This is a genomic window from Selenomonas sp. oral taxon 892 str. F0426 (assembly GCF_000468035.1).
Lineage (GTDB): Bacteria > Bacillota > Negativicutes > Selenomonadales > Selenomonadaceae > Centipeda.
Window position 1 is genome coordinate 44585 of the sequence record NZ_KI260548.1, and the last position, 21306, is coordinate 65890.

The window sequence follows — 21306 nt, forward strand, 5'->3', positions numbered from 1 at the left end:
CATGAAGTTTTCTAGCTTCGTGCAACAGCCCCTTATTTTTGTGCGCCTTCCACTGCCGCGAGGTTCCTCCGCTGATTGGGCAATGGGTTGCGCAACCGTCCCAAGAACACGAGCATTGGCGATTGACTGATGTTGACCACATCCCCGTCATAATGGGGAGGGCTGAGGACAACTATGCCAATGGATCGTCGCCGTATGTGTTCGGGCCATCCGTCCCCTTTTTCGCCCACAGGAAGATCAGAACGAAGAAGTTGAATAGCGGGATCAGCATGAGCAGGGAGAGCCAGCCGCTCTTGCCCAGGTCATGCCAGCGGCGGATGATGAGCATAAAGGCGCCAGCGCCAAAAACCACCATGAGGATGAGCGGCAGCAGCGCGAGCAAATGCATCACCACAGAGGAGGCTTCTGTCATTTCCGTCATGACGGTCGACATTATAGACGAGAGGATACTCAGCAGAAACCCGCGCAGGATGAATGGTTTGCGGTTGAGACGCCCCCGATAGGTGAAGAACATCTCCTTGATGCTCTTTGCTGAGGGTGGCTGTCCCTCCGCAGCACCGTCGTATGTGCCCGTCTGCTGCTGTGTCGCTTGCTGCGGCATCTGCTGCATCGGAGCATGCTGTATCTGCGGTGGCTGCCCGCCCGTTCCTCCTCCCATTACTCCCCCGACGGCTCCTCCGGCTGCAGCGCCCATGCCGCCGGCAGCAGAGCCCATCGAATGCATCGGCTGCGGGGGCTCCTGTTGTGCTGTGGGCGGCGGCGGTGCAGGAACTGCTGGAGGGGCGGCAGGACGGGGTGGAGCTGCCGCGACCTGCGTGCCGCAGTTCGTACAGAACCGCTCCCCTGCATTCAGCTGATTGCCGCAGTTTTCACAGAACGCCATGATGATTCCTCCTTATCGAAAAAAATATCTTCTTACTCCATTATAGTCGAAAATGCGACGAAAGGTACTGTAGTAAATGACAGCTTGACAAAATTTTTATGGATGTAATAAGATATAAATATCGAATTGTATGAATATGCTGAAAGGAGCAACTCCCATGCAGACCATATCTCCCATGCGCCTGATTGCCGCTGCGCTCTTCGCGCTGAGCGCCCTTCTCGGTTCGCCGTTCGTCTCCGATGCACCGCTCGCCATCGGCGCGCCCGCCGCCGCACAGGCAGCCGACGTACAGACGGAGCCGCGCTACTGGCAGATGTACTACAACTTCGCTCCGCCAACGGATGAATTCATCGCAGGGCTCGCGGCGGAACAGGGGGTTGCCTATACTCCGGGCAAGAAAGGGGAGGCACGTTTTTACGCCGATGACGGACGGCCGATCTACCCGAGCAACGACGGCGCTGTCGGACTGATCGTGACGGTCACGCTGCCTACGGGCGACGTACTGACCCGCTACGGCGGCCCGGGGGGGCGCTACGTCTCGCCGGATGGCATGACGTTCGAGGAGCGGGCACTGCCGAGCACGACGCGTGAGGGCGACTTCCACGTCTACCGCGTCGAGCGTGCCATCGACGGCGTGCAGAAGGGGAAAATCGCCCCGTGGTTCGGACGCCTGGGCGGGGGCATTCAGTACAAGCTCCCCGACCGCATCGTGAATCTGATGGAGGCATCCATGCTGCGTGAGGTGGACTTGGCCGAGGAGAACGAGGCGGCGTAATACACGAGCTGCTGCAGAACGAACTTTCCGACTGCACTTTTTTCTTGCATTCCTCCCGTTTTTTTCTATAATGGAAAAAATTCTACACGGATAGGGGTGCTCTCATGAAGATTCCAATGCGTCAATATATGGCGCTGCTCGGCATTACGATTGCCGCATTTATCTTTAACACATCCGAGTTCATACCGATCGCTCTGCTCATCGATATCTCGGAGTCGTTCTCCATGACGGAGGCGGCGACGGGGCAGATGATCACGATCTATGCGTGGGTGGTTGCTCTGCTCTCACTGCCGCTCATGCTGCTGACCTGCCGCATGGAGCTGAAACGGCTTCTGCTCCTGATGGTCGCGCTCTTTGGGCTCGGGCAGCTCGTCTCGGGGCTCGCGACGAGCTATGATGTGCTGCTCGGCGCACGCATCATCGTTGCCTGCGCGCACTCGATTTTCTGGTCGATTGCCGCCCCGCTTGCGACGCGTCTCGTGACGCGTGAGCATCGGCCGATGGCACTCAGTATGATCGTGACGGGCAGCTCTGTCGCGACGATTGTCGGGCTTCCCCTCGGGCGTGTGATCGGCCTCGCGGCGGGATGGCGCATGACGTTCCTGCTGCTCGCCGCGGTCGCCGTCATAGCGTTCGTCTATCTCGCATTTCTCCTGCCAAAACGGGCACCGGGAGAGGGGGTCACCATCGGCGAACTGCCGTCGCTCGTCCGCCAGCCTGCACTTGCGTGCATTTACATCATGACGGCACTCTTTGCAACGGCGTACTTTACAATGTACAGCTACATCGAGCCGTTCCTGCACAATGTCGCAGAGTTCTCGCCCGATCTGATTACGGCGGCACTCATGCTGCTTGGCGTCAGCGGCATCCTCGCGAGCCTCATTTTCTCCAGGATGTATGGAAAGCGCCGCTTTTTCCTGCTGCGCTGGTGTCTCGTAGGGGTCGCGGCCATGCTCTTCCTCTGGCAGGCGGCATCCATCTCCGTCGGCACGATGATCGTGCTCACGATGCTGCTCGGGATGCTCGCAACGCTCTACAACACGATGTTCCAGGCGGAGGTTCTCGCAACGGTCCCGCGCGACGCATCGACCGTTGCGACGGCGATCTACTCGGGCATCTTCAACCTCGGCATCGGCAGTGGAACGTACATCGGCGGGCTCGCGGCGGGGGACGGCCACCTCGCTCACATCGGCTACATCGGCGCGGCGATTGCCGGCGCTGCAGCCCTCCTTTGCCGCTACGTCTATGTGAGAGACGTGCAGGGGAGATAAACGAGAAAGATAATGGGGCAGCTGAACGAAAAGCTAATTTTGTTCAGCTGCCCCGTTATTATTTATAAGGGACATCTCTCATTCTTTCCTATAGGCAGCAAATGGATCTGCTGCCACCTGCATCGGAGGTACCTCGTAAACATAGGAAGCGCGAAGTGCCTCTGTCTGGTTTCGAATGACGTGCTCAATATGTCTCTTCCATGCAGGCGCATCCATCTCCGCACGATTTTTTCCGCAGTACAAAAGCAGTTCGCGTACATGAAACGGTGATATCTTGCCAGATTCAAACATTGCATTAAAATACATCTGGTACTGTGCCAGTGTCAATGGAACGATCTGCAGCTCCTGCCGCACATCCTCCTGCTTCGTATACCATATCCCATGGCGAAATGTCTCTGCTGTATTCGTATCAATTTTCACCGCAATAAAGAGTCCGTAGACCGGCTTGGGTGCCCATCGGAGAACCGCATCAGAAACATGACGTCGCACTGGCTCCCCCTCCATCGCCTCTTGCCGCGAGGACGAGGACATCGTAACCTCCGTGAGGATCGCAAAATCGTCGAACTCGCTGTAGAGATCGCCCTTGCCGCCGCCTGCGGTGCTGACCGGCATAAAGTCCGCATCCATCTTAAACCCGCGCACCTCGTACGGCATCGTAGTCAGGTGATTGATGGCAAGAATTGCACGCCACAGAATCCACTCGAGGTACACAGGCAGCTCATCCCGCGGCACCTCGATCTCATAGTCCTCATCATAGGTCTTCTTCCCGCCGCCGCGCAGGATGAGTGTCATATAGTCAGAGATCTCACGCCACTCGTGGCATTGGCGCTGCGCATACTGCATCTCATCTGTCTGCGCCAAGAGCTGCTCCAGTCTCTGTCGTGCAACATTGATCTGTACCGCTGTCTCGAGAGGTGGCGCGGGAGGCTCAAATGCGATGTGCCGCTCCTTTAGGAGTTTTTGCAGCTCATCCAACAATTTACGCGCAACAGGAACATCGTCCGTCGGTAGAGGAGCTCCGGCACACAATACTTTATATGAATGCAGGAGCGAATCCTCTGAGACCAATGACTGCGCAAGCTGCTCTGCCAGAACATGCTTCGTCGGCAGGATCATCAGCCCTCTGCCTCTGCGTTGGAAGATGCCTGTGATCCTGAGATAGCGCATATTCATATCTGCGTAGTCGAGAAAATTATCCGCTTTCTTTTGGTAGCACTCCGCACGCCGTTCGATTTCGCCGCGATCAAACTTCCTCTTCGACGCAGCATGTTGACGGCGCTCCCTGAGGTCAAGAATGCGACCCACAACGGCAGAGAGATCGTCCTGCGGTGTTGTCGTCTGTGCCCAAAGGGCAAACTCGATGCGACTGATCTCAGACGAACCCGTGCGTCGCTCGAGCTCTAACATAATTGTCAGCACCCAACGAAGTGGTGCGAAATAACCTTCCCCCGGCAACGGAAACTGTGCAACGCTCATCGCACGGAGGAAGCATTCCTGCATTGCCGGATAGGTATCCGCTATGAGGAACGTACGCCCAAATGGTGTAATCGCATCAAGTGCGCCCAGAGAATCCTGCGCCCCATCCTCTTTTTTTAGTTGCGGATAGATCAGTCCGTTCTTCGCGAACATCAGCCGCCACTTTCGTGCATGGCTGCCAGAGACATCCTTTCCCGCCTCGTTGTGGATGATGCCGCGTTCATTGAGGAGATTCATGAAACCGATTTCGTTGTCCCGCCCGCGAAAATTCCCCACAAATGGAGACTCCGCATAGATACGAAAGCCCTCCTGAATACGGTTCGGGCTGCGCAATCCCGTATTGCCGACCAACCAGATATCGATTTCCCGCACCATCATCACATCCCCTCAATACCCGACAAAGAGATACTCCTGCACAGAGTTCCGATGTGTTTTCGCAGCCCCCTGATTGCCGAATGAGTAGCGATAGTCCACAGGTATTACCTCAACGTGCTCCTTGTATTTTGCCATCAGAGCAAGCATCTCCTCCTGTGTCGGCAGGCTGTTTGAGGAGTAAGACACAACCAGAATGCTCTGAGCGAACTTACGAAACAGGCGGTCAAATGCCTCTGCCGCACCGAGACGTGAGGAGAATGGAGTTGGATAGGACTTGAATTTTTTCGTCAGCGTATGCGCCTGAATCTCCACGCCCTCCCAATCCCGTGCAAGTCCCTCAACGAAATGGTAACGGCGCACATATTCATTGTCCGAGAGCGGCGAGTAGTAGGGCGGATCCATGTAGACGAGCTCCGCCGGTGTTCGGAGCGTCATCGCATCGCCCCAGCGCGAGCGGTTCACCCGACCGTTGTCAAAAATCGCCGCATTCACCAATTCCACTGCCGCAAGGAACTGTTCTGCCAATGATTTTTTCAGATCTTTTCTGCCATCATCATAACGATGCCCTGTATATGTAAAGATGCCGCGTGGACGTTTCTTGATGCATGCGCGAATGAGTGCCGTCATCGCAATCGCTTGCTCGTACGGATTGTGCAGATCACGAATATTTGTCCGCAGCGTATCAATCAGCTCATTCTCCGCATCCGTATAGTAGATTCCTTGAAACGTTTGTGCAACAAAGTGATCCGATTCCTTCTGCGCGAGAAGCAGCTCCTCCGCCGTGCGTGACGAAAGTGTAACCGTATTATTTTCCACCATCGCCTTTGAGAACGTCGCTGACATCGCCATATAATCATTGCTCAGGACAGTCTTGCCCTGTGCCTTGAACATATAGCTGACAATCCCCGAGCCAGAAAAGAGATCTGTAATGGTCTCTGCGCCAAACTGTGACGCGACCGCCCAAACCTCATGGAGAAGCTTCTGCTTCGACCCCATGAAGCGCGTCGGCGGATAGTGCGAAACCTGCGGCGAAAGGGGGACCTCACCGAACGTAATACGCGGGTACGGCGCAGGGATTGCCGTTACAATTACATCTTCTCCTTTACGACTCTTCCCATTGCAGGAAATATGTCGCTTCGTCTGAATGATATCAATCCGGTACGGAGCATAAAGCTCATGCACGAGCGGATGGTTCGAGTTCGTGAGGATCACATAGCACCCGCGCTCATAGAGACGTGCGACCATCTCTGCGAGACGTACATGATCCTCCTCATAGAACTGCTCTTTCGTATAGCGCTTGAAATCCGCATACGCCGAGATCGGCAGATACGGCGGATCCAGAAAGATCAGATCCCCCGCCGCCGCATGATGTTCCAGGACATCCAGATAATCACCGCAGATGATCTCTACACGCGAAAGGACGCGTGACGCCGCAAGAATCGCCGCATGATCGCAGATTTTTGGATTTTTATACCGCCCAAAAGGAACATTGAACTGCCCCTTCTTATTGACACGGTAAAGTCCGTTAAAACAAGTCTTGTTGAGGAAGATCATCCGTGCAGCCGCCTCTGCTGGAGGCAGCTGCTCCCAATCAAGTGCACGCACCTCATAAAAACGCTCGCCAGTATTCTCATACTGCTCCAGATATGCGATGACCTGCTCTGCGTTCGATGCGACTTCACGGTACATATTGATGAGCTCCGGATTGCTGTCCGCAAGAACAGCGTGCTCCGGCTCCAACGAAAAAAACAATGCCCCGCCGCCAAAAAACGGCTCAATGTATTTCCCATAGTGCAACGGTACCTTCGCGCACAACTCGCCGAGCAGCTGCGTCTTCCCGCCTGCCCACTTTAGGATGGGCTTTGCCTTGTATTCTTCTGCCATGTTCATATTAGTTGCTGTCATATACTCGTCGCCCGCTCTCCTTGTGGCATTATAACATATTCGGAGGGCTTACGGAATGTTTACATCCAGCATAAACTCTATACCATCTCATGTGGGCGAGTCACAACTTGGTGATGTCGAATACCCTTGCCAGTCTTCTGCTATATTCTTCCAATTTATGTTTCTTCTCCCCTTTGTCCAAGCCTCCCAGTATCCCGGGTCATCTGATCTTGGCCTGAAGTTAGAGGGCAGATGGTTCATCTTAACCATAACGGGAAGTTCTGAAGCCCAGCCTAATAAAATTGCATTTTGCGCTGGTAGTGAGGGCAACTCTCGCAGTAGAGCTCTCAGGTTATCCGGCACAAGTCTACTCACCAGCTCTTGATCTCGATCATTGGAAAGCCGGTGCAGCAAAAAAGAATTACATTGTGAAAGAACCGTCGGTGATAGTTCACTTGGGCGCTGTGAGGACAATACTAAGCCCAATCCGAATTTTCTTCCTTCACGTGCGATCTTCTCAAATACACGGGTACACATGGCAAACGCATCGGCATTTTCTGCATCATCGCGATATCGTTTGATAAAGGTATGTGCTTCTTCCATTACCAAAACAGTGGGCAGGGTCTCACCTCTATGCTCTCGTCGATATCGCTGCAGCACTTCCAATGTAATACGAGCCATCACTGCCGTAATGATATGTACAACCTCTACCGGTAAAAGTGAAAGGTCAATAATAGTAATACTGCTAGCCGAACCATTCGACGGGCATATATATTGATCCAACCAACTCTCTAGTGTAATATCAAGCTCCGCAGAAATAACAGGCTTTAACTTTGCATCCGAAAGAAGCGTTTTCACTCGCATCAGCATAGTTTCCACATATTCTGATGTATTCAGAAGCTCTGCATTTGCCTCAAGACTGTGTAGGAAATCCTCTCCTGTAAATGGTCGAGGAATATCTGCATCTATGGGTAGGACGTCTGCATCTGAGCCACCAAATATAATATATGCATATGAAATTGCTTCTTGTAAAGATTCAACGGGATCAGGGGGAAATCTAGGCCATTCTTTGTTCCCAACATTTGAATTAACAACTATATTAAAAGCTTCTTTCACCTTGGTAATTGCTTCATTTTCTTCACTTGAAAAATCTTCCTTGTTTTCAATCCTCTGAATCCATGTATTAGTTTTTTCAAGATATCCTTTACTTTTCCCACCTCCTGCTAAATGATTGCCATGTACTATTTCATATTGATGTACTGCCACTATGCTTCTAAGATATTGTCGCATTCGCATCTGCGGCTTATTGGTTACAATAGTGATATTTTCTCTCACACACCTTAACGCCTGTACGAGCGTAGGTTTTTGTGCCTTGCCGCCAGCTTGTACAAATGCCACCCATTCGGAAGTATTCCAGAGCCACAATGGCACCCGTAACTGTTTCATATGAAGACTTTTATTTTTCTCGACACCATAAATACGGACATTCTCCATGTCGGAAAATGATTTTGTGTATTCACCATTCGGGTCAAGTATGATAAATCGACTATGTGGGGACTCCTTTAGCCCCTTCTGAGCCGCCTCGATTGACCATCGAATAAGGCCCGCAACAGAACAGGATTTCCCACTCCCGGTATTTCCCAAAACAGCAAAGTGTCTTCCGAACAAACGATCTGGATCTATTGCAACCGTGGCATTTCCAGCAAGCGGACTTACACCTATAGGAACTCTGCGATTACTCCCAGATTCAACAATATACCGAAGTTGATTCTGTGTCGGGATAAGGACAGGATCTCCAACTGTTGGAAACACTTCTATTCCACGTGAAAATTCATAGGAAGTGTATGCAATGATTTCACACCATTTTTCCCGAAGGAGGCCAATCGGTACAACGCTCATCTTGCGGAGTGGATAGGGCAAATCCAAGACACCGAAATCCTGCATTCCTCGCCTCTTTGGAAATTGAGCCCGCTCAATCGTAATCCATTCGACTTGAGCAACAAGGAAGCCGCCCTCAGCAGGCACGAGCACATAGTTGTTGACGCGCGGAAATGGTCGTGGGGTACCGGCATTGAGAGCAACATCACTCGGCGCATCCAAATCAAGCAAGACCCTGATTTCATTTGGAGAGACAAAATCAACGCTGCCAATCTTCATTGATTCAGCATTTTCCATAAGCGTATTCATGACTTATTCACCTTCCGATTTATTATCACACGGCTGGTTAAAGCGCTGTCGCAAAAGCTCTGCCATCCTCATTGTTGCACGATCAATTGCAGGTTTTGGTAAATAATGATGAACCAACTCGCCAAGATCGGCGATATTTTTTCCAACAAGTAGGGAGATCTGACTCTTTCGCCCCCATGTCTCATATTTATCTCTGATTCTACGAGAAACATCATCATAGGATATAATGACTAAATGCGTCGATGGAATCGTCAACATATCACGAATTACTCGATTGATATGGTCATCTCCAAAGCTGTATCCATAGGTAACGAGTGTACTATTCGGTCGACATATTGCAGCGGCAAAGTCACGAAACAACTCGACGTAAGGATATTCTGCCGTCTCTCGATCCTTTGCAGAGTTTGGATAAATCATAAGACGAGAATAATCACCCTCAATTCGTGCAGCTTCCAAAAAGGGGGTGAGTGATTTTGCACCAAAGGGAAGTCCTATCCGCCTGATATCTCCCTCTACATCGAACCAATCAAGGGAACCATGAAGCTTTGTAAAGCGTGCAACACCTTCCAAATACCTCGGCTCGCCCCGAATCCCTGGAGGGTTGTAGTGCATATCGACATCCATGCGAGATGAACGAAAAATTGGTGAAAGCCCCCCCACAAATCGATCAATCAGACGTAAGCCCGCAAGATCAGCCCCAGCTTCGATCAAGCGGTCATAATTTGTTGTAAAAATATGAAGGCGATCCCGTGTACCGGTTCTGCTCGCAAAACTCATCAAAAATAGAATCAGATTATGAAAAGCACATGCTCTCTTTTCCCGATCTGCTGATGCTATGAGATATTCCCCACGTGAAATACTATTCGTAAACCTTTCAATAACGGTATTCAAGTCCTTTTCTACCCGCGTCAACTTTGACGACAGCTCCGGAAACTCGGTCGAATCTTTGATAATGGAAAGACCTCGAACGAGCTCGTTAGCTGCGCGAATTTGATCCTCAATATTTTCTTCACCACGATGGGCTTCCTTTGCCATTCGTATAGCCGCCTGCTCAATTTCATCTCCAAATACAGTGAAATCAGCTCCCGCCCCCATTCCATTATCAGAATGATCACAAGCCGCATATTGCACCGCATTTGTAAGTCCGCTTCCTGTAAGAAGCGATAGATGTTCTGATTGGAAAAGAGAAGTAAGCCAAGGTTCTATACGCATGCGCAACTCGTGTTTCGAAAATGCTCCATCATCAGAATACCAACAGCTTTTCCCTGTTTTCCCTATAGTGAATTTTCCTTCTTCCTCATTCCATGAAAAACAAATTGGTTCATTGTCATCTCGAACTTTGACAAAATTGGATGCATTTTCCTTTTCTTCCATTTCCTTTACTCCTATCATGCAAGTACTGTGAGTTCATTTTCCGGCTGTAACTCTCTGACCACACGGATGTTTTCCCTACTGCCCCCTCAGCCTCTCCGTGATCTGCTTGAAAAAATCTGCACTCCATAGATCGAGACTCGATCTGTCACGAATAAACGATTCGACATCCTGCCGCGTCTGCGCAAAATCAATGGCGTCAAACCGCTCGCACAGCATCCGTTTGATCTCCGGGAGATCACAAGGGGCATCGGGTGAGATGCGCTCGGACTGAATGAGACGTGCGCGCAGATGCTCCAGATTGACAGGCGCGCCCTTTGCAAGCAGGAAAACATAGTCGTACAGGTCTCTTCCCTTGACCCTGTTTTTCCATGCGCGGCAGATGACAGCGTGTATCTTTCCGGCAAACAAGGAGGGCAAATCGTACAGATCAATGCTGTATGGAGACGGTCGGAGCTCATACCGATGCTCAAACGTCGCGTGTGTGGGCGGGCATACATCGATCTCGAATTTGATCTTGATTTTCTCATCCCTTGAGACGCCGCCCGTGAAGCCTTCATCCACATAAAACAATAGCAGATGCTCTTTCGTATTCCTCTTCAGAAACGCTGACTGGATATTGCTTTCCCGTAATTTTTCTTTTTTTCGACGGTGAGATTCAGCCCGAATGACCGCACTTCTTTTTCAAGTGCAGGAAAGTACGCCGCAAGGTCAAATGCAGCATCTGCTCAATCCCTGCATTCATCCTCTCCGCCTCCTTTTCAATAATGCGACAAGCCGTCTGATATTCGTCGATCGATAAAACTGCGCGAGAAATGCAACTTTCTCTGCGCTTAAACTCTGAAACGTCGTCTCTTCCACGCGGAGATCTTCAAATATGAGTGCAGACAGTTCCCTTGTGTTTGCGGTCGGCGGCATGGTATAAAGCTGATCGCAAAGTGCCTTCTCGGGTTCTGCGATGCGATAAAAATAGTCCCCCTCCTGCAAGAGTCTGATGCCCAAAGGGAATACGGCGGATGGAACATCTCGATAAAGGAACATACCAAAAGGCGTTTGATATTTCTTATTCTTTCTCTTTTCAAACGTAGCACTTGTAACCGCATAGACCGCCTCGGGGATCATACCATAGAATCCCAGTGCATACGCAAAAGAAATGTAAGATGGTCCATAAATGCTTCCGGCAAGAAGGTGCCTCGGGACACCTCGATCTGTTTCATAGAGCCCTCTTACGATCTGGATGTATGTTCCCTCTTTGACGAGGCGGGATAGTTTTGCTTTGGGATTTGCATAGGAGCTCAGCTCCGCTAATATCATATTTGTGGTTTTTATCATATCTGCTCCTCCTAGTTCAATTATATTGGACTAAGAGGAGGAAATCAATCATTTTATGTTGTCGCTGATAAAATGTAGTTTGTTCGATTGATGTAGTTTTTCCTGCCAAGGAAACAAACCGGACACATAGCAAGGACTATTATGTCTGATATTTTATGAAAGCCCGCCCCTGCTCCCTTGTTCAACAAGAAAGCAGAGACGGGCTCTTTTCATTGTGTTCTGTTACTCCGTCAGTGTCTTTGCATAGAAGTCTTCGCGCGCCTCGGGACTCATGGTCATGTAGTCCTTTGAGAGCGCACTGACCCAGGAGCCGTAGGCGGGGTTCGGGAAGACGATGTACTGGATGCCGAACTCCTCCTGTGCCGCGTCGATGGCGCCATTGCGCGCAGCGCGGTTCATACCCTTCGTCCCGAGCGGGAGATCGCCCACGTTGTCGCCCATGTAGACGACGACATCGTAGTCCTCTGTGACCCGGTCAAAGCGCGGCTGTTTGTCGCTCATCTGCCGATCCTCCATGAGGAGGACGTGCTCGGCGTCCACGGAGGGGAAGCCGAGTGCCGTGAGATTCTGGATGGTCGGCTCGTAGTTGACCTCGCTCCAGCGGTTGCTGACGTAAAAGATGGCAACGCCGCGCCGTGCGACCTCATTGAGGAACTCCACCGCGCCCGGCATGGCCTCGGAGCGACCCTCGTGCACGGTCGCGCGCCACCAGAGTGCATCGTAGCGGCCATTGCCCGCGGCGGCAGCCGCTGCCATGGCGCGCGTGTTGTCCGTGACGGTCTCATCGCAGTCGAGGACGATGGCGAGCGGTTTGCCGCTGCGGGCAGCGGGGTTCGCCTGCGCCCGGTCGATCGCCATGAGTGCCGCATTGTAGCCCTGGTAGCAGAGCGCACGGTACTCTGCCGAGGTGCGCATCCAGAGGAGCGCCATATACTCGGCATCGGCGAGCTGCTGTGCGCTTACCTCCTCCTCGGTCAGCGGCAGAGGCATCGGTGCATCCTGCGGATTCGCTGCGTACGCCGCGCCGCTTGCCGCCGTCACGGTCGGTGCAGCATAGCCCCATGCGCTGCCGCCGAGCAGGAATGCTGCACAGCCGAGTGCGAGTGTTTTCTTCCACGGGTTCTTCCACTGGATGTTCCATGTGTTCATTGTGAAATACTCCTTTTCCTAAGGGCTCACCGAACTGATCAGCGATCCCTATATCAAAATTTTCAACCTATTATAACACAAATTTTGAAATAAAAAAGAAGCTGCTTGAAAAACAGCTTCAAAAATCTCTCAGCGTACGCCGTCTGAGAGATCTGTATCGTCCTCATTTCCCATATGTAAAGCCTTTCTTTAACTCGACACCAAAGGTCTGCTTTATCAGCGCTCCTTAAATCTCTCGCAATCCCAGCGACTTCAAGTATTCGTACGTACCATCATAGTATTCCGGCCTGCGCGTTTCATCATCCGGATCACCGTCAGGAACGAAGATGACGAGACCTTGCCGAGCCCGGGTGAGGAGGACACGATAGGCGTTCTTCAAGTAGCGTTGTCCTTGTTCCTTATTGACATGCATCCAGCGGGCTCCGCGGCAGTCAAAATAATCGAATCCTCCATTACAATAACGAAGATCCGCATCCCACGAGAGGAGCCCATAGTCGATCTCGAGGCCCTGTACCTCAAACTCCGTAGCGGGAACCTCGAGGAAACAAGAAGCATCTGCATTCGCTGGATCATTCAAGAACCATGCAACAGGGTCCCGCTGCACATTCACCCAAATGCCAACACTTCTCAAACGCTTCGCCTTTGAACTCGCAAGCATCCCAGGCCGCTCCGTCCCGCGCACTTTACTGTGTACCCATGCCTTTGCACGCGCAAGATCTCGCGTCAAAACGATGGGGTAGTTCAAGTGGAGTTCAGCATAGAGCTCTCGTGCCGCAGCTGCATCCTCATCGAGCAGTGCCTTAACGAAATCTGCAAGCCGCTCACTCCGAAAGGAACGCAGCGATACGCCCAGATGCAAGGACGAGACAACTCGATACGCCCGATCCCCCAGCATCCGCTGAATGTTACTGCTCCCCACATACTCACTGTCTGTCATCCGATCCGATAGATGGATCTCCCAGTCCGAATATTGTTCACGCAGCGCATGCAGCCACTCCTCTATGCCGGCCTCCCCCGTATTGATCTCCTGCCCGCCGCCGACGAGGCAGACAATCACAGCCCAGTCCGCATGCCGGTCCATGATGCTGATGAGAAACTCCGGCTCCGATTGTTGAAAATCAGCCACACCCTTTTTCCGCTTCATGAATTTCATCAGCGCATCAGCATCCCATGCTCGCTGCGCTTCATCGAAAATAGCAACTTTCTCGACGGGTGGCCGTGACGAGGACAATGCCTCATCGCGAAATTTATGAATCACCTGGATAAAGATCTTTGCTTTTTGGCGCGCCTGCTCTTTGGTCACATTGTGCGTCGCTGCCCAATCACGTGCCAATGCCTCCTGCAGAACCGCAACGAGGGGGCCATTCCCCGAGAGAACTACGGCATGTTCATCCTCATCGAATTGATGACGAGCATTGGCAATATTAAGACCCGCAAGTGTCTTTCCAGCCCCAGGGACTCCCGTGATAAAACAGATCGCCTTTTTGTGGTGTGCCTTGCATTCATCTATAATCTGATTGATCGCTGCCGTCGTCACAGTCAGATTTTCTGCTCCCGCATCGTTGCGCGATATATCACGAACCGAATGCGCGCGGTAGAGTGCCTGTGCTGCCTCAATGATGGTCGGTGTCGGCGCATAGCGCGCATCCAGCCACGCATCCATGGGTAGAGGAGCGGCATGCATCTGCGACAGGACCTGCTGAAGTACGCCCCCGATGTTATGCCGATTGCAGCAGAGCACCTGTGCAATCCCATCTTCCATCAGAGCCAGTGTATTCGCCTGATCGGCCGCCTCCGTCGGCACAATAATCGGCACGATTGTGCGGTCCCGACTCGCCTCATGAAAATACTTGAGGTCAAGAGCATAATCCATCACTTGATCTTTTGTTGATTTTGCATACGTATCATCCCCGACCTTGAACTCCAGCAGGAAAATAATTCCCTGGATGATGAGCACGACATCCACACGGTGTCCCATGCGCGGAATCGTGAATTCAAAGGCGATCTCTCCGTCCGGAAAGGAGGCAAGCTGCTCCTTTAAAACCTGGATCTCCGCACGCCATGCGTTCTTTTGAATATCCTCGGTCCGAAACGAATCCTCGATCATCAACCGCCCGAGGATATGATCTTCTTCTGCCATCAAAAAAGAAGAAATTAAACCCGAATCATATGCTCTTCCCATCATATCTCTCTATTGCAAATATAAAGATACATTTCTCCAGCAATGCCGAGGGCACCGCTCACCGCACCTCGACCTGACACATCCGCATCGCTGCGAGAGCGTTCGCGTGGCTCTCGGGGGTGACGCCCGCGCAGCATGAGGCATCGACGGTGATGCGCTTCTCGGGATAGAATGCCTTGAGGAGGAGGGCATTGGATATGACGCAGATGTCGGTGCAGAGCCCGACGAACTCAATTTCATCATAGTCCGCAATGGAGGCGGGGAGGGCGGTCGCGCCGAACGTAGGCTTTTCGATGACGGCTGCCGCTGCCCGTACAAATGGTTGGAGTGCGTCTGCGATCTTCCAGCCCGTCGTGCCGCGTATGCAGTGCTCAACGGGCAGCTTTTTCCCCTCCTGCGTTTCGAGGTAGTCCGCGCCGTGGGTGTCCATGGTAAATACGAGTGCTGTGCCGGCAGTCTGCTCTGCTTTGAGTTTCTCCACGAGGCGGGGGAGCATCGCCTGTGCCTCCTGCGTCCCGAGGGCTCCGTCCACGAAGTCGTTCTGCATATCTACAACAACAATTGCCTTTCCCATGATAATACCCTCCATATCTGTCATGTATTCGCATTATATCATATTCTGCACGCAAAAAGCACCCTCTCCCGTAGGATTGGGTGCTCTCCTGCACGAGGCGCTCAGGTATTCTTTGCGATGATCGCGCCCACGACAGCGCCGGCGATGATCGCCGTATTGATGCTGCCTTGCGAGTACCTCTTGCCGCCTTTCTTCTTGCGTTTGCCGCCCCACGCAAGCTGTTGAACGTCATTGCGTCCATCAAAACTCGTGTATGCCGCCTGCTGCGGCACGCTGAGCGTGCTCGCGGAGACCTCAGCCATGCCCGCAGCGCCGAAGCTTACGGCGCCGACGAGCGCGGCGACGGCCGTTCTCTTCATCATTTTTGTCGTCATCATGTGAACCACATCCTTTCAGAGGGAGGTAGACATATTTTCGCCTTACAGTGTGATCATACCGATCTCGGATGGGAACTCCATTCGAATGGAATACAAATTCTGTTAGGAGTTACCCCTAATTTTTGACAGAAAAATGACAGCGCATGAAAAAAGACCGGCAGATGCCGGCCCTTCTATTAGAACGCTCTATGTTCCCGATAGTACTGCGCCTTGCCGCGCAGGACATCGCCGCCGCGCGTGCCATCCGTCGCCCACGGACGGAATGCAGGGCACTCCTCTGTGCCGAGGTACTCTAGATCCCAACGCTCGCAGGTGGAGCGCGGGCCGTAGGGCGCGTGGGCATTTACGCCGTCCTCGTTGTCCGCCGCCTCGCCGTGGGTGAGGATGCGCTCCTTGTCGATCGTGAGCCACAGACCGTCCGCGAGCGCCGTCACAGCCATTGCCAGAGCCTCGATCTGCGCAGCGGTCGGCGGCTCCTTGCCGAGATCGTTCGTCGCTGCGCCTACGCAGCCGAGGACGGCAATGCTGATGCTGCCACTGTTGCGCAGATAGGTCGCGGCGAGTAGTTCGTCGAGCATACCATCCCCGATGACATAGATGCCGCCGTCCGCATCGACCTGAACATGGTAGTCGGCGAAGAACTGCCCGTAGTGTCCCGCCGTCCAGTGCAGATAGATCTTTACCTCGCGCGCACAACGTGCAGCGGCATAGTTGAGCGCAGGACGATACGCCGCCGCCAGATGCCGCAGATCTGCGCAGGTGATGCACCGCATCGCTGCGGCGGGGAGGACGGCGCTCATCGCATCCCCTCCTTCGACGGATCACGCATCATGACGGTGCGCCCGAGGAAGCCAATGAGCCCCGAGGCGATGTTGCTCGTCAGTTCCGCGCTCCCGTAGAAGACGGAGAGGATCGCGACGACGACGAGTCCCGTCCCGACCATCCAGTCCACGCGCGGCAGATAGTTTCGCATAAAAATCTCCTTTCCTCGTGAGACAACGATTTCATCTATTGAAATATCTGCCGTCATCAGAGAAAAGGAGAGTCTGTCCTGCTTCACATTTTGGGAATCACGGATCAATACGTCTGCGCCTCTCAGGGCATCTCGTCCGCCCTGTCTGCACCAATCGGACAGACTTCATTTGATCAGCGATTCCTTTATTTTGAAAATCCCTTTGATCAGCGGTGCGGGCGCATCCACCATCACACCGGAGCGGTGCACGTCTGTGGGAAAGCATACGAGAAAGTCACCGGGACGCATGATGGTCGAGGATGTGACGGCCCCCTCTGCAGGGGTAAAGTCGCGCTCCTTCTCGTAATCTCCCATCTGCATCCGCTCGATCAAGCTCACGTCAATGCGCTCCGTGCCCTCGGCAAGAACGTGGATGTCAATGTAGGTGCGGTGCGCCTCCCAGATCTTCTCCTCAGGTGCGCCCGTTGTATAGCGCGCGATGTTGACGTAGAGATCGTCGCCTGCAATCTTCTTCGTTCCCGTGGGGAGCGCCGCAAAGTCATGTGAGCGCGCAAAAGCAAGCGCCTCTTTGAGGCGCGGCGGAAGGAACGCATAGGTGCTCTCGTCATATATGCTGCCGTAAATCATGGAATCTCTCCTCCGTTTTTCTTCTATTTATAATTATTTATTGCAATTTATAGTATAATATTATATATTATTTCGCCGTGAGACGTATCTCTGTAAAATTCTTCAACAGCTGCCCCCATGGAAAATGGCGGCATTGATCTCATCACGCGCTGCATGAGACTGTGCTTACGCTTCGTCAGCTGCATACAAATTCCCTTTCTTGTACCGTCAGCGGATCCATCGTTGACGCACAGCCATTCCTATGATAAAATAAGAGCAGAAAAGGGCACTGCCTAGCGGTCGCCCCCTATGTGTGCGAGATTTCCCCGCCAAGGTTTGGAGCGCAAGGCGGGGTCTTCTCTTTTATCGTTTTATAGATATAATCAGCACGGTGAACACTACGATAAATGTGAGAAATTCGTAGGTCTCCATACCAACCTCCCCCCTCCCGGGGGCAAGATTCGACCGCCCTTTCGGCAGTGCTTAGGCACAGTATATCATAGGAACATACGTAGCACAATAAGAAAAAGCTGCCCGCCAGGCAGCTTTTTCTTATGGGTTCCTGAATTATGCCTGCATGAGCGACACGCGTTCGCCGATATATGCCCCGCTCTCAATCAGCTCCGCAACGATTGCCCTGCTTGCTTTTCCATTGGATGCCACAACTGCAATTTTCATGTCTTAATACCTCCAAAAATATTTTGTAATTAACTAAATTATAAATGGAGCATAACATAGCAAAAACATAACGTCAATAGGCACAATAAAATTTTTCACAAAAATACCCCCAAACGATTCATCGCGTTTGGGGGATCATACGATGCGGAAACGTGTCTCACTCCTCCGGCAGGAGCATGGAGAGATCCGGCATGAGCTTCGTGATGTCGCGGATGAAGACGCGCAGGACGCTGACCATGACCTCGGGGTCAAACGCCTCGGGGTTGTGCGGGACAACGACATCGGCGAGGATGGCGGTGTCGGAGGTGAGGTAGAACTTGACGAGGCGGCTGTCCTGATTCTGACGCATGAGCCAGCCCGTGAGGAGCATCGCGTTCGTATCGTCGACGGCGTTCTGCGCGAGGCGGATGCGGATGGTGGCGTATGCCGTAGAGTCGATGATAAGGGCGATGGGCAGCCGCCGCTCCTCCACCTCGATCTCGCTCTCAAAGATCACGGTATTGCGCTCATCACCCGCCTCACGAACCTGAAAGCCCGTGATATTTTCCTTTTTGATATAATCCTCGAATGTCTTGGCCGCTTCGATCACGACCAACCACCTCCTCAAACTGCGCGTATAAATTGCATTTTAATAATGATTTATTATAACACAGAGCCGCGAAAAGGGGAAGGGAAAAGGAGGAGAATAGAAAAGGGGTACTGCACGAAGTTAGGGAAGCACTGATAAATTCAGCCGCGCCATCTTGACGCATCTTTTTTGCCCGCACTGTGTCGGCAAATCCTCCACATAGCTTTGGCTATGCGTCCGGTTTGCTGCCTCAATCGGACGAAAAAATCTACGCCAATCTGACGGACTTCATTTTATCAGTGATTCCTTAGGAAACTCCGTACAACACCCGCTCGTCCTGAAATCGATCTCAGAATCTGTAGTTGCTCTTAAACCAGATGGTGCGCCCCGGTTCCGTGATGTGCCCGCCGGCAGAGATGCCGAGTGCGGGAATCGCCGCCTCACTGTAGTTGACGAACTCAGCGTAGTTTTTGTTGAGGAGGTTGTCCACGCCGAGTGAGAACGTCAGGTTCTCGTCGGGACGATAGGCAAGGCTGAGCGAGAGGATGCCGAAGCCGCCCGTCGGACCGTAGTCCGTGCCCGTGACGCTGCCGTAGCCCTTGTGATAGCGGTTCTGCCTGCTAACGAGCCGCCAGATGGCATTTGCCTCTGTCTTCTTGTGCGTATACTTCGCCGTGAGATTTGCCTCGAGCGGAGCGATCTGCGGGAGCGCCGCATCATTCGTGCGATCATCGCCGCGCGTGTAGGCGAGCGAAGCACCGAGCGTCCACAGCGGAGACACGGTACGTGTGACCTCCGCCTCGAGGCCGTAGAGGCGAGCGTCTGCGTTGCTGAATCCGCCGACGGGTTTCCTCAGGATGAAGTCATCGACGTGCGCGTAGTAGAGGGAGAGATTCGCGTTCGTCTTTTCATTCGTATAGACCCAGCCAAGATCGAGCTGCGTGCTTCGTTCCTTGGCAGGACGCGTGGTATCAGGCGCCGCCGTCTGGCCGTTCACGCGGTTGCTGTGCGCCGCCCATGTGTGGTACGCCTCCCAGTAGTCGGCGGGGCGCTCCGCGTGTCCTATGCCGACGTAGAACGTGAGCGGCTGGTTCTTTGCCGTGCGCTCCCAGCGTACGAAGCCACTGACGGCATGGTCGCTCGCACTGCCGGGGACGAGATCGCGCGTGAGCGCCCCCATGCCGTTGCGGAAACGGGCGTTGTGGTAGTCCGTCTCCACTCGGTCGTAACGCAGTCCCGTGAGCAGGCGGCTGCGCTCCGTGAGGTCGCGGTTGTATTCGAGGAAGATGCCGAAACTGTTGATGTCCATGTCGTTGTTGAATGAACCCTTCAGCCGCCTGTGCGCCTCGGCAAAGTAGTGTGCGTCGCGGCGCAGGTCGAGGCCGACGGCGGCGCTTGTCTGCGGTGAGAAGCGCAGGTCGGTGACGGCGCGGACACCGTACTGCACGCGCTTCACGTCCGTGCCCATCGCGCGCATGCCCGCAGGGCGCAGGGTGTAGTTATCCATGATGTGATCGATCGTATCATGGTTGAAATTCAGCGTGAGTTTCTCTACGACGGGCGAGAGATGCGCCCGCTCAAGCTTCATGGCGTAGCTGTCACGGTCGAACTGGCTGCCGTCCATCATGCCTGCGCGTACTTCGCCCAGCCGCGGCTGCGGTCGTAGGCGACCTCGAAGAGGGTGTCCGTGTCGGGGGTGAGACCGACGATCCCCGTGAGGCTATGGCGGCCGTAGCCGGAGTGGATGCGGCGTCCGTCGCCGTCTGCGTAGTCGCGCGAATAGTTGCGCGTCTGGATGATGCGTGCATAGCCCTCCGAGCCGCCTGCCGCGACATCGGTCAGTTCGTCGAAGCGATGACTCGATGCACCGAGAACGGAGACGCTGCCGCGCATGCCGGGGCGCTCAAAACGCTCTGTCTCCCGCTCGAAGATGACGCTGCCTGCGATGCTTGCGCCGTAGCGGACGCTCTGCGGCCCCTTGTTTACGATGATGCGGCTGAACGTCTCGGGAAACGCGTAGGTCGCCGTGGGATCCATACGGTTCGGGCAGCCGCCGGACATGCCGCCGCCGTTCATATCCATCACCATGCGCGAGCCGCCCATGCCGCGCATCATGGGATCGCCGCCGAGTCCGCCCTTGCGGACGACGGAGAAGCCGGGGATCGTCTTGAGATAGCCTGCACCGTCGGCGGCGGGAATGGGCTGACGCGGGCGCTGCGGGTCGGTGGAGAGTGTGAGCGGTGTCGCTGTACGGTAGCCTGTGACGATGACCTCATCGAGGGTGAACTCGTACATTTCCTCGCCTGCGGGGACGGGGAGCGTCGCGTCGTGCATATTCGTCGGCATGGTCTGCGCTGCATACGCATGCGCACCAAAACATGCCGTGCTGCACGCCATGCCGAGAAGGGCAAGGCGGCGGATCGGTCGGGTCATTTCGTGTACCTCCTGCGGGAATAGAGAATGAGATTGATTATCTGATAGATAGCAGAATAATAGCACAATTCTGATAGGGAATGCAAATAGAAAATGTGAATCGGAGAAGACTATATGAGAACGGGATGTGGAGAAATTCGGAAAAAGACTGTGGTTATGGACGCGAAAACGGGGCTGCTGCACGAAGCTAGAAAACTTCGTGCAACAGCCCT

At 53.4% G+C, this 21306-nt stretch carries 17 protein-coding genes and 1 pseudogene; 2 read left to right on the forward strand and 16 right to left on the reverse strand.

Features of this window, described 5'->3' with window-relative positions; translation table 11 throughout:
• Nucleotides 1-172: 172 nt before the first annotated feature.
• A complete protein-coding gene (locus tag HMPREF1992_RS11360) occupies nt 173-883 on the reverse strand; it encodes a DUF805 domain-containing protein (RefSeq protein WP_051290519.1) in 711 nt (236 codons plus the stop codon).
• A gap of 157 nt (nt 884-1040) precedes the next feature.
• Between HMPREF1992_RS11360 and HMPREF1992_RS10805 the strand changes: the two genes are divergently transcribed.
• Both HMPREF1992_RS10805 and HMPREF1992_RS10810 read left to right on the forward strand, forming a co-directional pair.
• The gene (locus tag HMPREF1992_RS10805) at nt 1041-1658 is read left to right on the forward strand and encodes a TNT domain-containing protein (RefSeq protein WP_037359753.1); all 618 of its coding nucleotides are present in this window, start codon (nt 1041-1043) and stop codon (nt 1656-1658) included.
• A 104-nt stretch (nt 1659-1762) separates the two neighbouring features.
• The gene (locus HMPREF1992_RS10810) at nt 1763-2929 is read left to right on the forward strand and encodes an MFS transporter (protein ID WP_021685954.1); all 1167 of its coding nucleotides are present in this window, start codon (nt 1763-1765) and stop codon (nt 2927-2929) included.
• A 78-nt stretch (nt 2930-3007) separates the two neighbouring features.
• Here the strand turns inward: HMPREF1992_RS10810 and HMPREF1992_RS10815 are convergent, their stop codons facing one another.
• The 15 genes and pseudogenes from HMPREF1992_RS10815 to HMPREF1992_RS10885 form a co-directional block, all read right to left on the reverse strand.
• Nucleotides 3008-4780 (reverse strand): AlwI family type II restriction endonuclease, encoded by a 1773-nt coding sequence (locus HMPREF1992_RS10815; RefSeq protein WP_037359756.1) that lies wholly within the window; start codon nt 4778-4780, stop codon nt 3008-3010.
• 12 nt (nt 4781-4792) lie between these two features.
• On the reverse strand, nt 4793-6664 hold the full coding sequence (locus tag HMPREF1992_RS10820; protein WP_231366996.1) for a Dam family site-specific DNA-(adenine-N6)-methyltransferase: 1872 nt from the start codon (nt 6662-6664) through the stop codon (nt 4793-4795).
• A 108-nt stretch (nt 6665-6772) separates the two neighbouring features.
• Nucleotides 6773-8851 (reverse strand): ATP-binding protein, encoded by a 2079-nt coding sequence (locus HMPREF1992_RS10825; protein ID WP_021685957.1) that lies wholly within the window; start codon nt 8849-8851, stop codon nt 6773-6775.
• Nucleotides 8852-8854: 3 nt separating this feature from the next.
• Complete coding sequence (locus HMPREF1992_RS10830; RefSeq protein WP_037359759.1) at nt 8855-10225, reverse strand: SIR2 family protein; 1371 nt, start codon at nt 10223-10225, stop codon at nt 8855-8857.
• 75 nt (nt 10226-10300) lie between these two features.
• Nucleotides 10301-10891 carry a nucleotidyl transferase AbiEii/AbiGii toxin family protein gene (locus HMPREF1992_RS10835; RefSeq protein WP_196801412.1) on the reverse strand — a complete coding sequence of 197 codons (591 nt, stop codon included), beginning with the start codon at nt 10889-10891 and terminating at the stop codon, nt 10301-10303.
• 72 nt (nt 10892-10963) lie between these two features.
• Entirely contained in the window at nt 10964-11554 is a 591-nt protein-coding gene (locus tag HMPREF1992_RS10840) for a hypothetical protein (protein ID WP_021685960.1), read from the reverse strand.
• Between the two features lie 222 nt (nt 11555-11776).
• Nucleotides 11777-12703 (reverse strand): 5'-nucleotidase, lipoprotein e(P4) family, encoded by a 927-nt coding sequence (locus tag HMPREF1992_RS10845; RefSeq protein WP_021685962.1) that lies wholly within the window; start codon nt 12701-12703, stop codon nt 11777-11779.
• A 226-nt stretch (nt 12704-12929) separates the two neighbouring features.
• Nucleotides 12930-14843, reverse strand: a complete 1914-nt coding sequence (locus HMPREF1992_RS10850; protein ID WP_021685963.1) for a DUF2075 domain-containing protein — start codon at nt 14841-14843, stop codon at nt 12930-12932.
• A gap of 100 nt (nt 14844-14943) precedes the next feature.
• A complete protein-coding gene (locus HMPREF1992_RS10855) occupies nt 14944-15459 on the reverse strand; it encodes a cysteine hydrolase family protein (RefSeq protein ID WP_037359765.1) in 516 nt (171 codons plus the stop codon).
• Between the two features lie 101 nt (nt 15460-15560).
• Entirely contained in the window at nt 15561-15836 is a 276-nt protein-coding gene (locus tag HMPREF1992_RS10860) for a hypothetical protein (RefSeq protein WP_021685965.1), read from the reverse strand.
• A gap of 176 nt (nt 15837-16012) precedes the next feature.
• Complete coding sequence (locus HMPREF1992_RS10865; protein WP_021685966.1) at nt 16013-16636, reverse strand: N-acetylmuramoyl-L-alanine amidase; 624 nt, start codon at nt 16634-16636, stop codon at nt 16013-16015.
• Nucleotides 16633-16809: a hypothetical protein gene (locus HMPREF1992_RS11290; RefSeq protein ID WP_037359795.1), complete on the reverse strand. Its 177-nt coding sequence runs from the start codon at nt 16807-16809 to the stop codon at nt 16633-16635. Before HMPREF1992_RS11290 ends, HMPREF1992_RS10865 begins: the two co-directional genes overlap by 4 nt.
• Nucleotides 16810-16974: 165 nt before the next feature.
• On the reverse strand, nt 16975-17436 hold the full coding sequence (locus HMPREF1992_RS10875) for a YhcH/YjgK/YiaL family protein (RefSeq protein ID WP_021685968.1): 462 nt from the start codon (nt 17434-17436) through the stop codon (nt 16975-16977).
• 814 nt (nt 17437-18250) lie between these two features.
• Nucleotides 18251-18682 carry a hypothetical protein gene (locus tag HMPREF1992_RS10880; RefSeq protein ID WP_037359799.1) on the reverse strand — a complete coding sequence of 144 codons (432 nt, stop codon included), beginning with the start codon at nt 18680-18682 and terminating at the stop codon, nt 18251-18253.
• 328 nt (nt 18683-19010) lie between these two features.
• A pseudogene (locus HMPREF1992_RS10885) lies at nt 19011-21094 on the reverse strand (TonB-dependent copper receptor).
• Nucleotides 21095-21306 lie beyond the last annotated feature (212 nt).

Bases quoted from the DNA above. Each gene is read 5' to 3' on its own strand.
- HMPREF1992_RS11360 (WP_051290519.1), bottom strand. From the start codon at position 883: ATGGCGTTCTGTGAAAACTGCGGCAATCAGCTGAATGCAGGGGAGCGG.
- HMPREF1992_RS10805 (WP_037359753.1), top strand. From the start codon at position 1,041: ATGCAGACCATATCTCCCATGCGCCTGATTGCCGCTGCGCTCTTCGCG.
- HMPREF1992_RS10810 (WP_021685954.1), top strand. From the start codon at position 1,763: ATGAAGATTCCAATGCGTCAATATATGGCGCTGCTCGGCATTACGATT.
- HMPREF1992_RS10815 (WP_037359756.1), bottom strand. From the start codon at position 4,780: ATGGTGCGGGAAATCGATATCTGGTTGGTCGGCAATACGGGATTGCGC.
- HMPREF1992_RS10820 (WP_231366996.1), bottom strand. From the start codon at position 6,664: ATGGCAGAAGAATACAAGGCAAAGCCCATCCTAAAGTGGGCAGGCGGG.
- HMPREF1992_RS10825 (WP_021685957.1), bottom strand. From the start codon at position 8,851: ATGAATACGCTTATGGAAAATGCTGAATCAATGAAGATTGGCAGCGTT.
- HMPREF1992_RS10830 (WP_037359759.1), bottom strand. From the start codon at position 10,225: ATGGAAGAAAAGGAAAATGCATCCAATTTTGTCAAAGTTCGAGATGAC.
- HMPREF1992_RS10840 (WP_021685960.1), bottom strand. From the start codon at position 11,554: ATGATAAAAACCACAAATATGATATTAGCGGAGCTGAGCTCCTATGCA.
- HMPREF1992_RS10845 (WP_021685962.1), bottom strand. From the start codon at position 12,703: ATGAACACATGGAACATCCAGTGGAAGAACCCGTGGAAGAAAACACTC.
- HMPREF1992_RS10850 (WP_021685963.1), bottom strand. From the start codon at position 14,843: ATGGCAGAAGAAGATCATATCCTCGGGCGGTTGATGATCGAGGATTCG.
- HMPREF1992_RS10855 (WP_037359765.1), bottom strand. From the start codon at position 15,459: ATGGGAAAGGCAATTGTTGTTGTAGATATGCAGAACGACTTCGTGGAC.
- HMPREF1992_RS10860 (WP_021685965.1), bottom strand. From the start codon at position 15,836: ATGATGACGACAAAAATGATGAAGAGAACGGCCGTCGCCGCGCTCGTC.
- HMPREF1992_RS10865 (WP_021685966.1), bottom strand. From the start codon at position 16,636: ATGAGCGCCGTCCTCCCCGCCGCAGCGATGCGGTGCATCACCTGCGCA.
- HMPREF1992_RS11290 (WP_037359795.1), bottom strand. From the start codon at position 16,809: ATGCGAAACTATCTGCCGCGCGTGGACTGGATGGTCGGGACGGGACTC.
- HMPREF1992_RS10875 (WP_021685968.1), bottom strand. From the start codon at position 17,436: ATGATTTACGGCAGCATATATGACGAGAGCACCTATGCGTTCCTTCCG.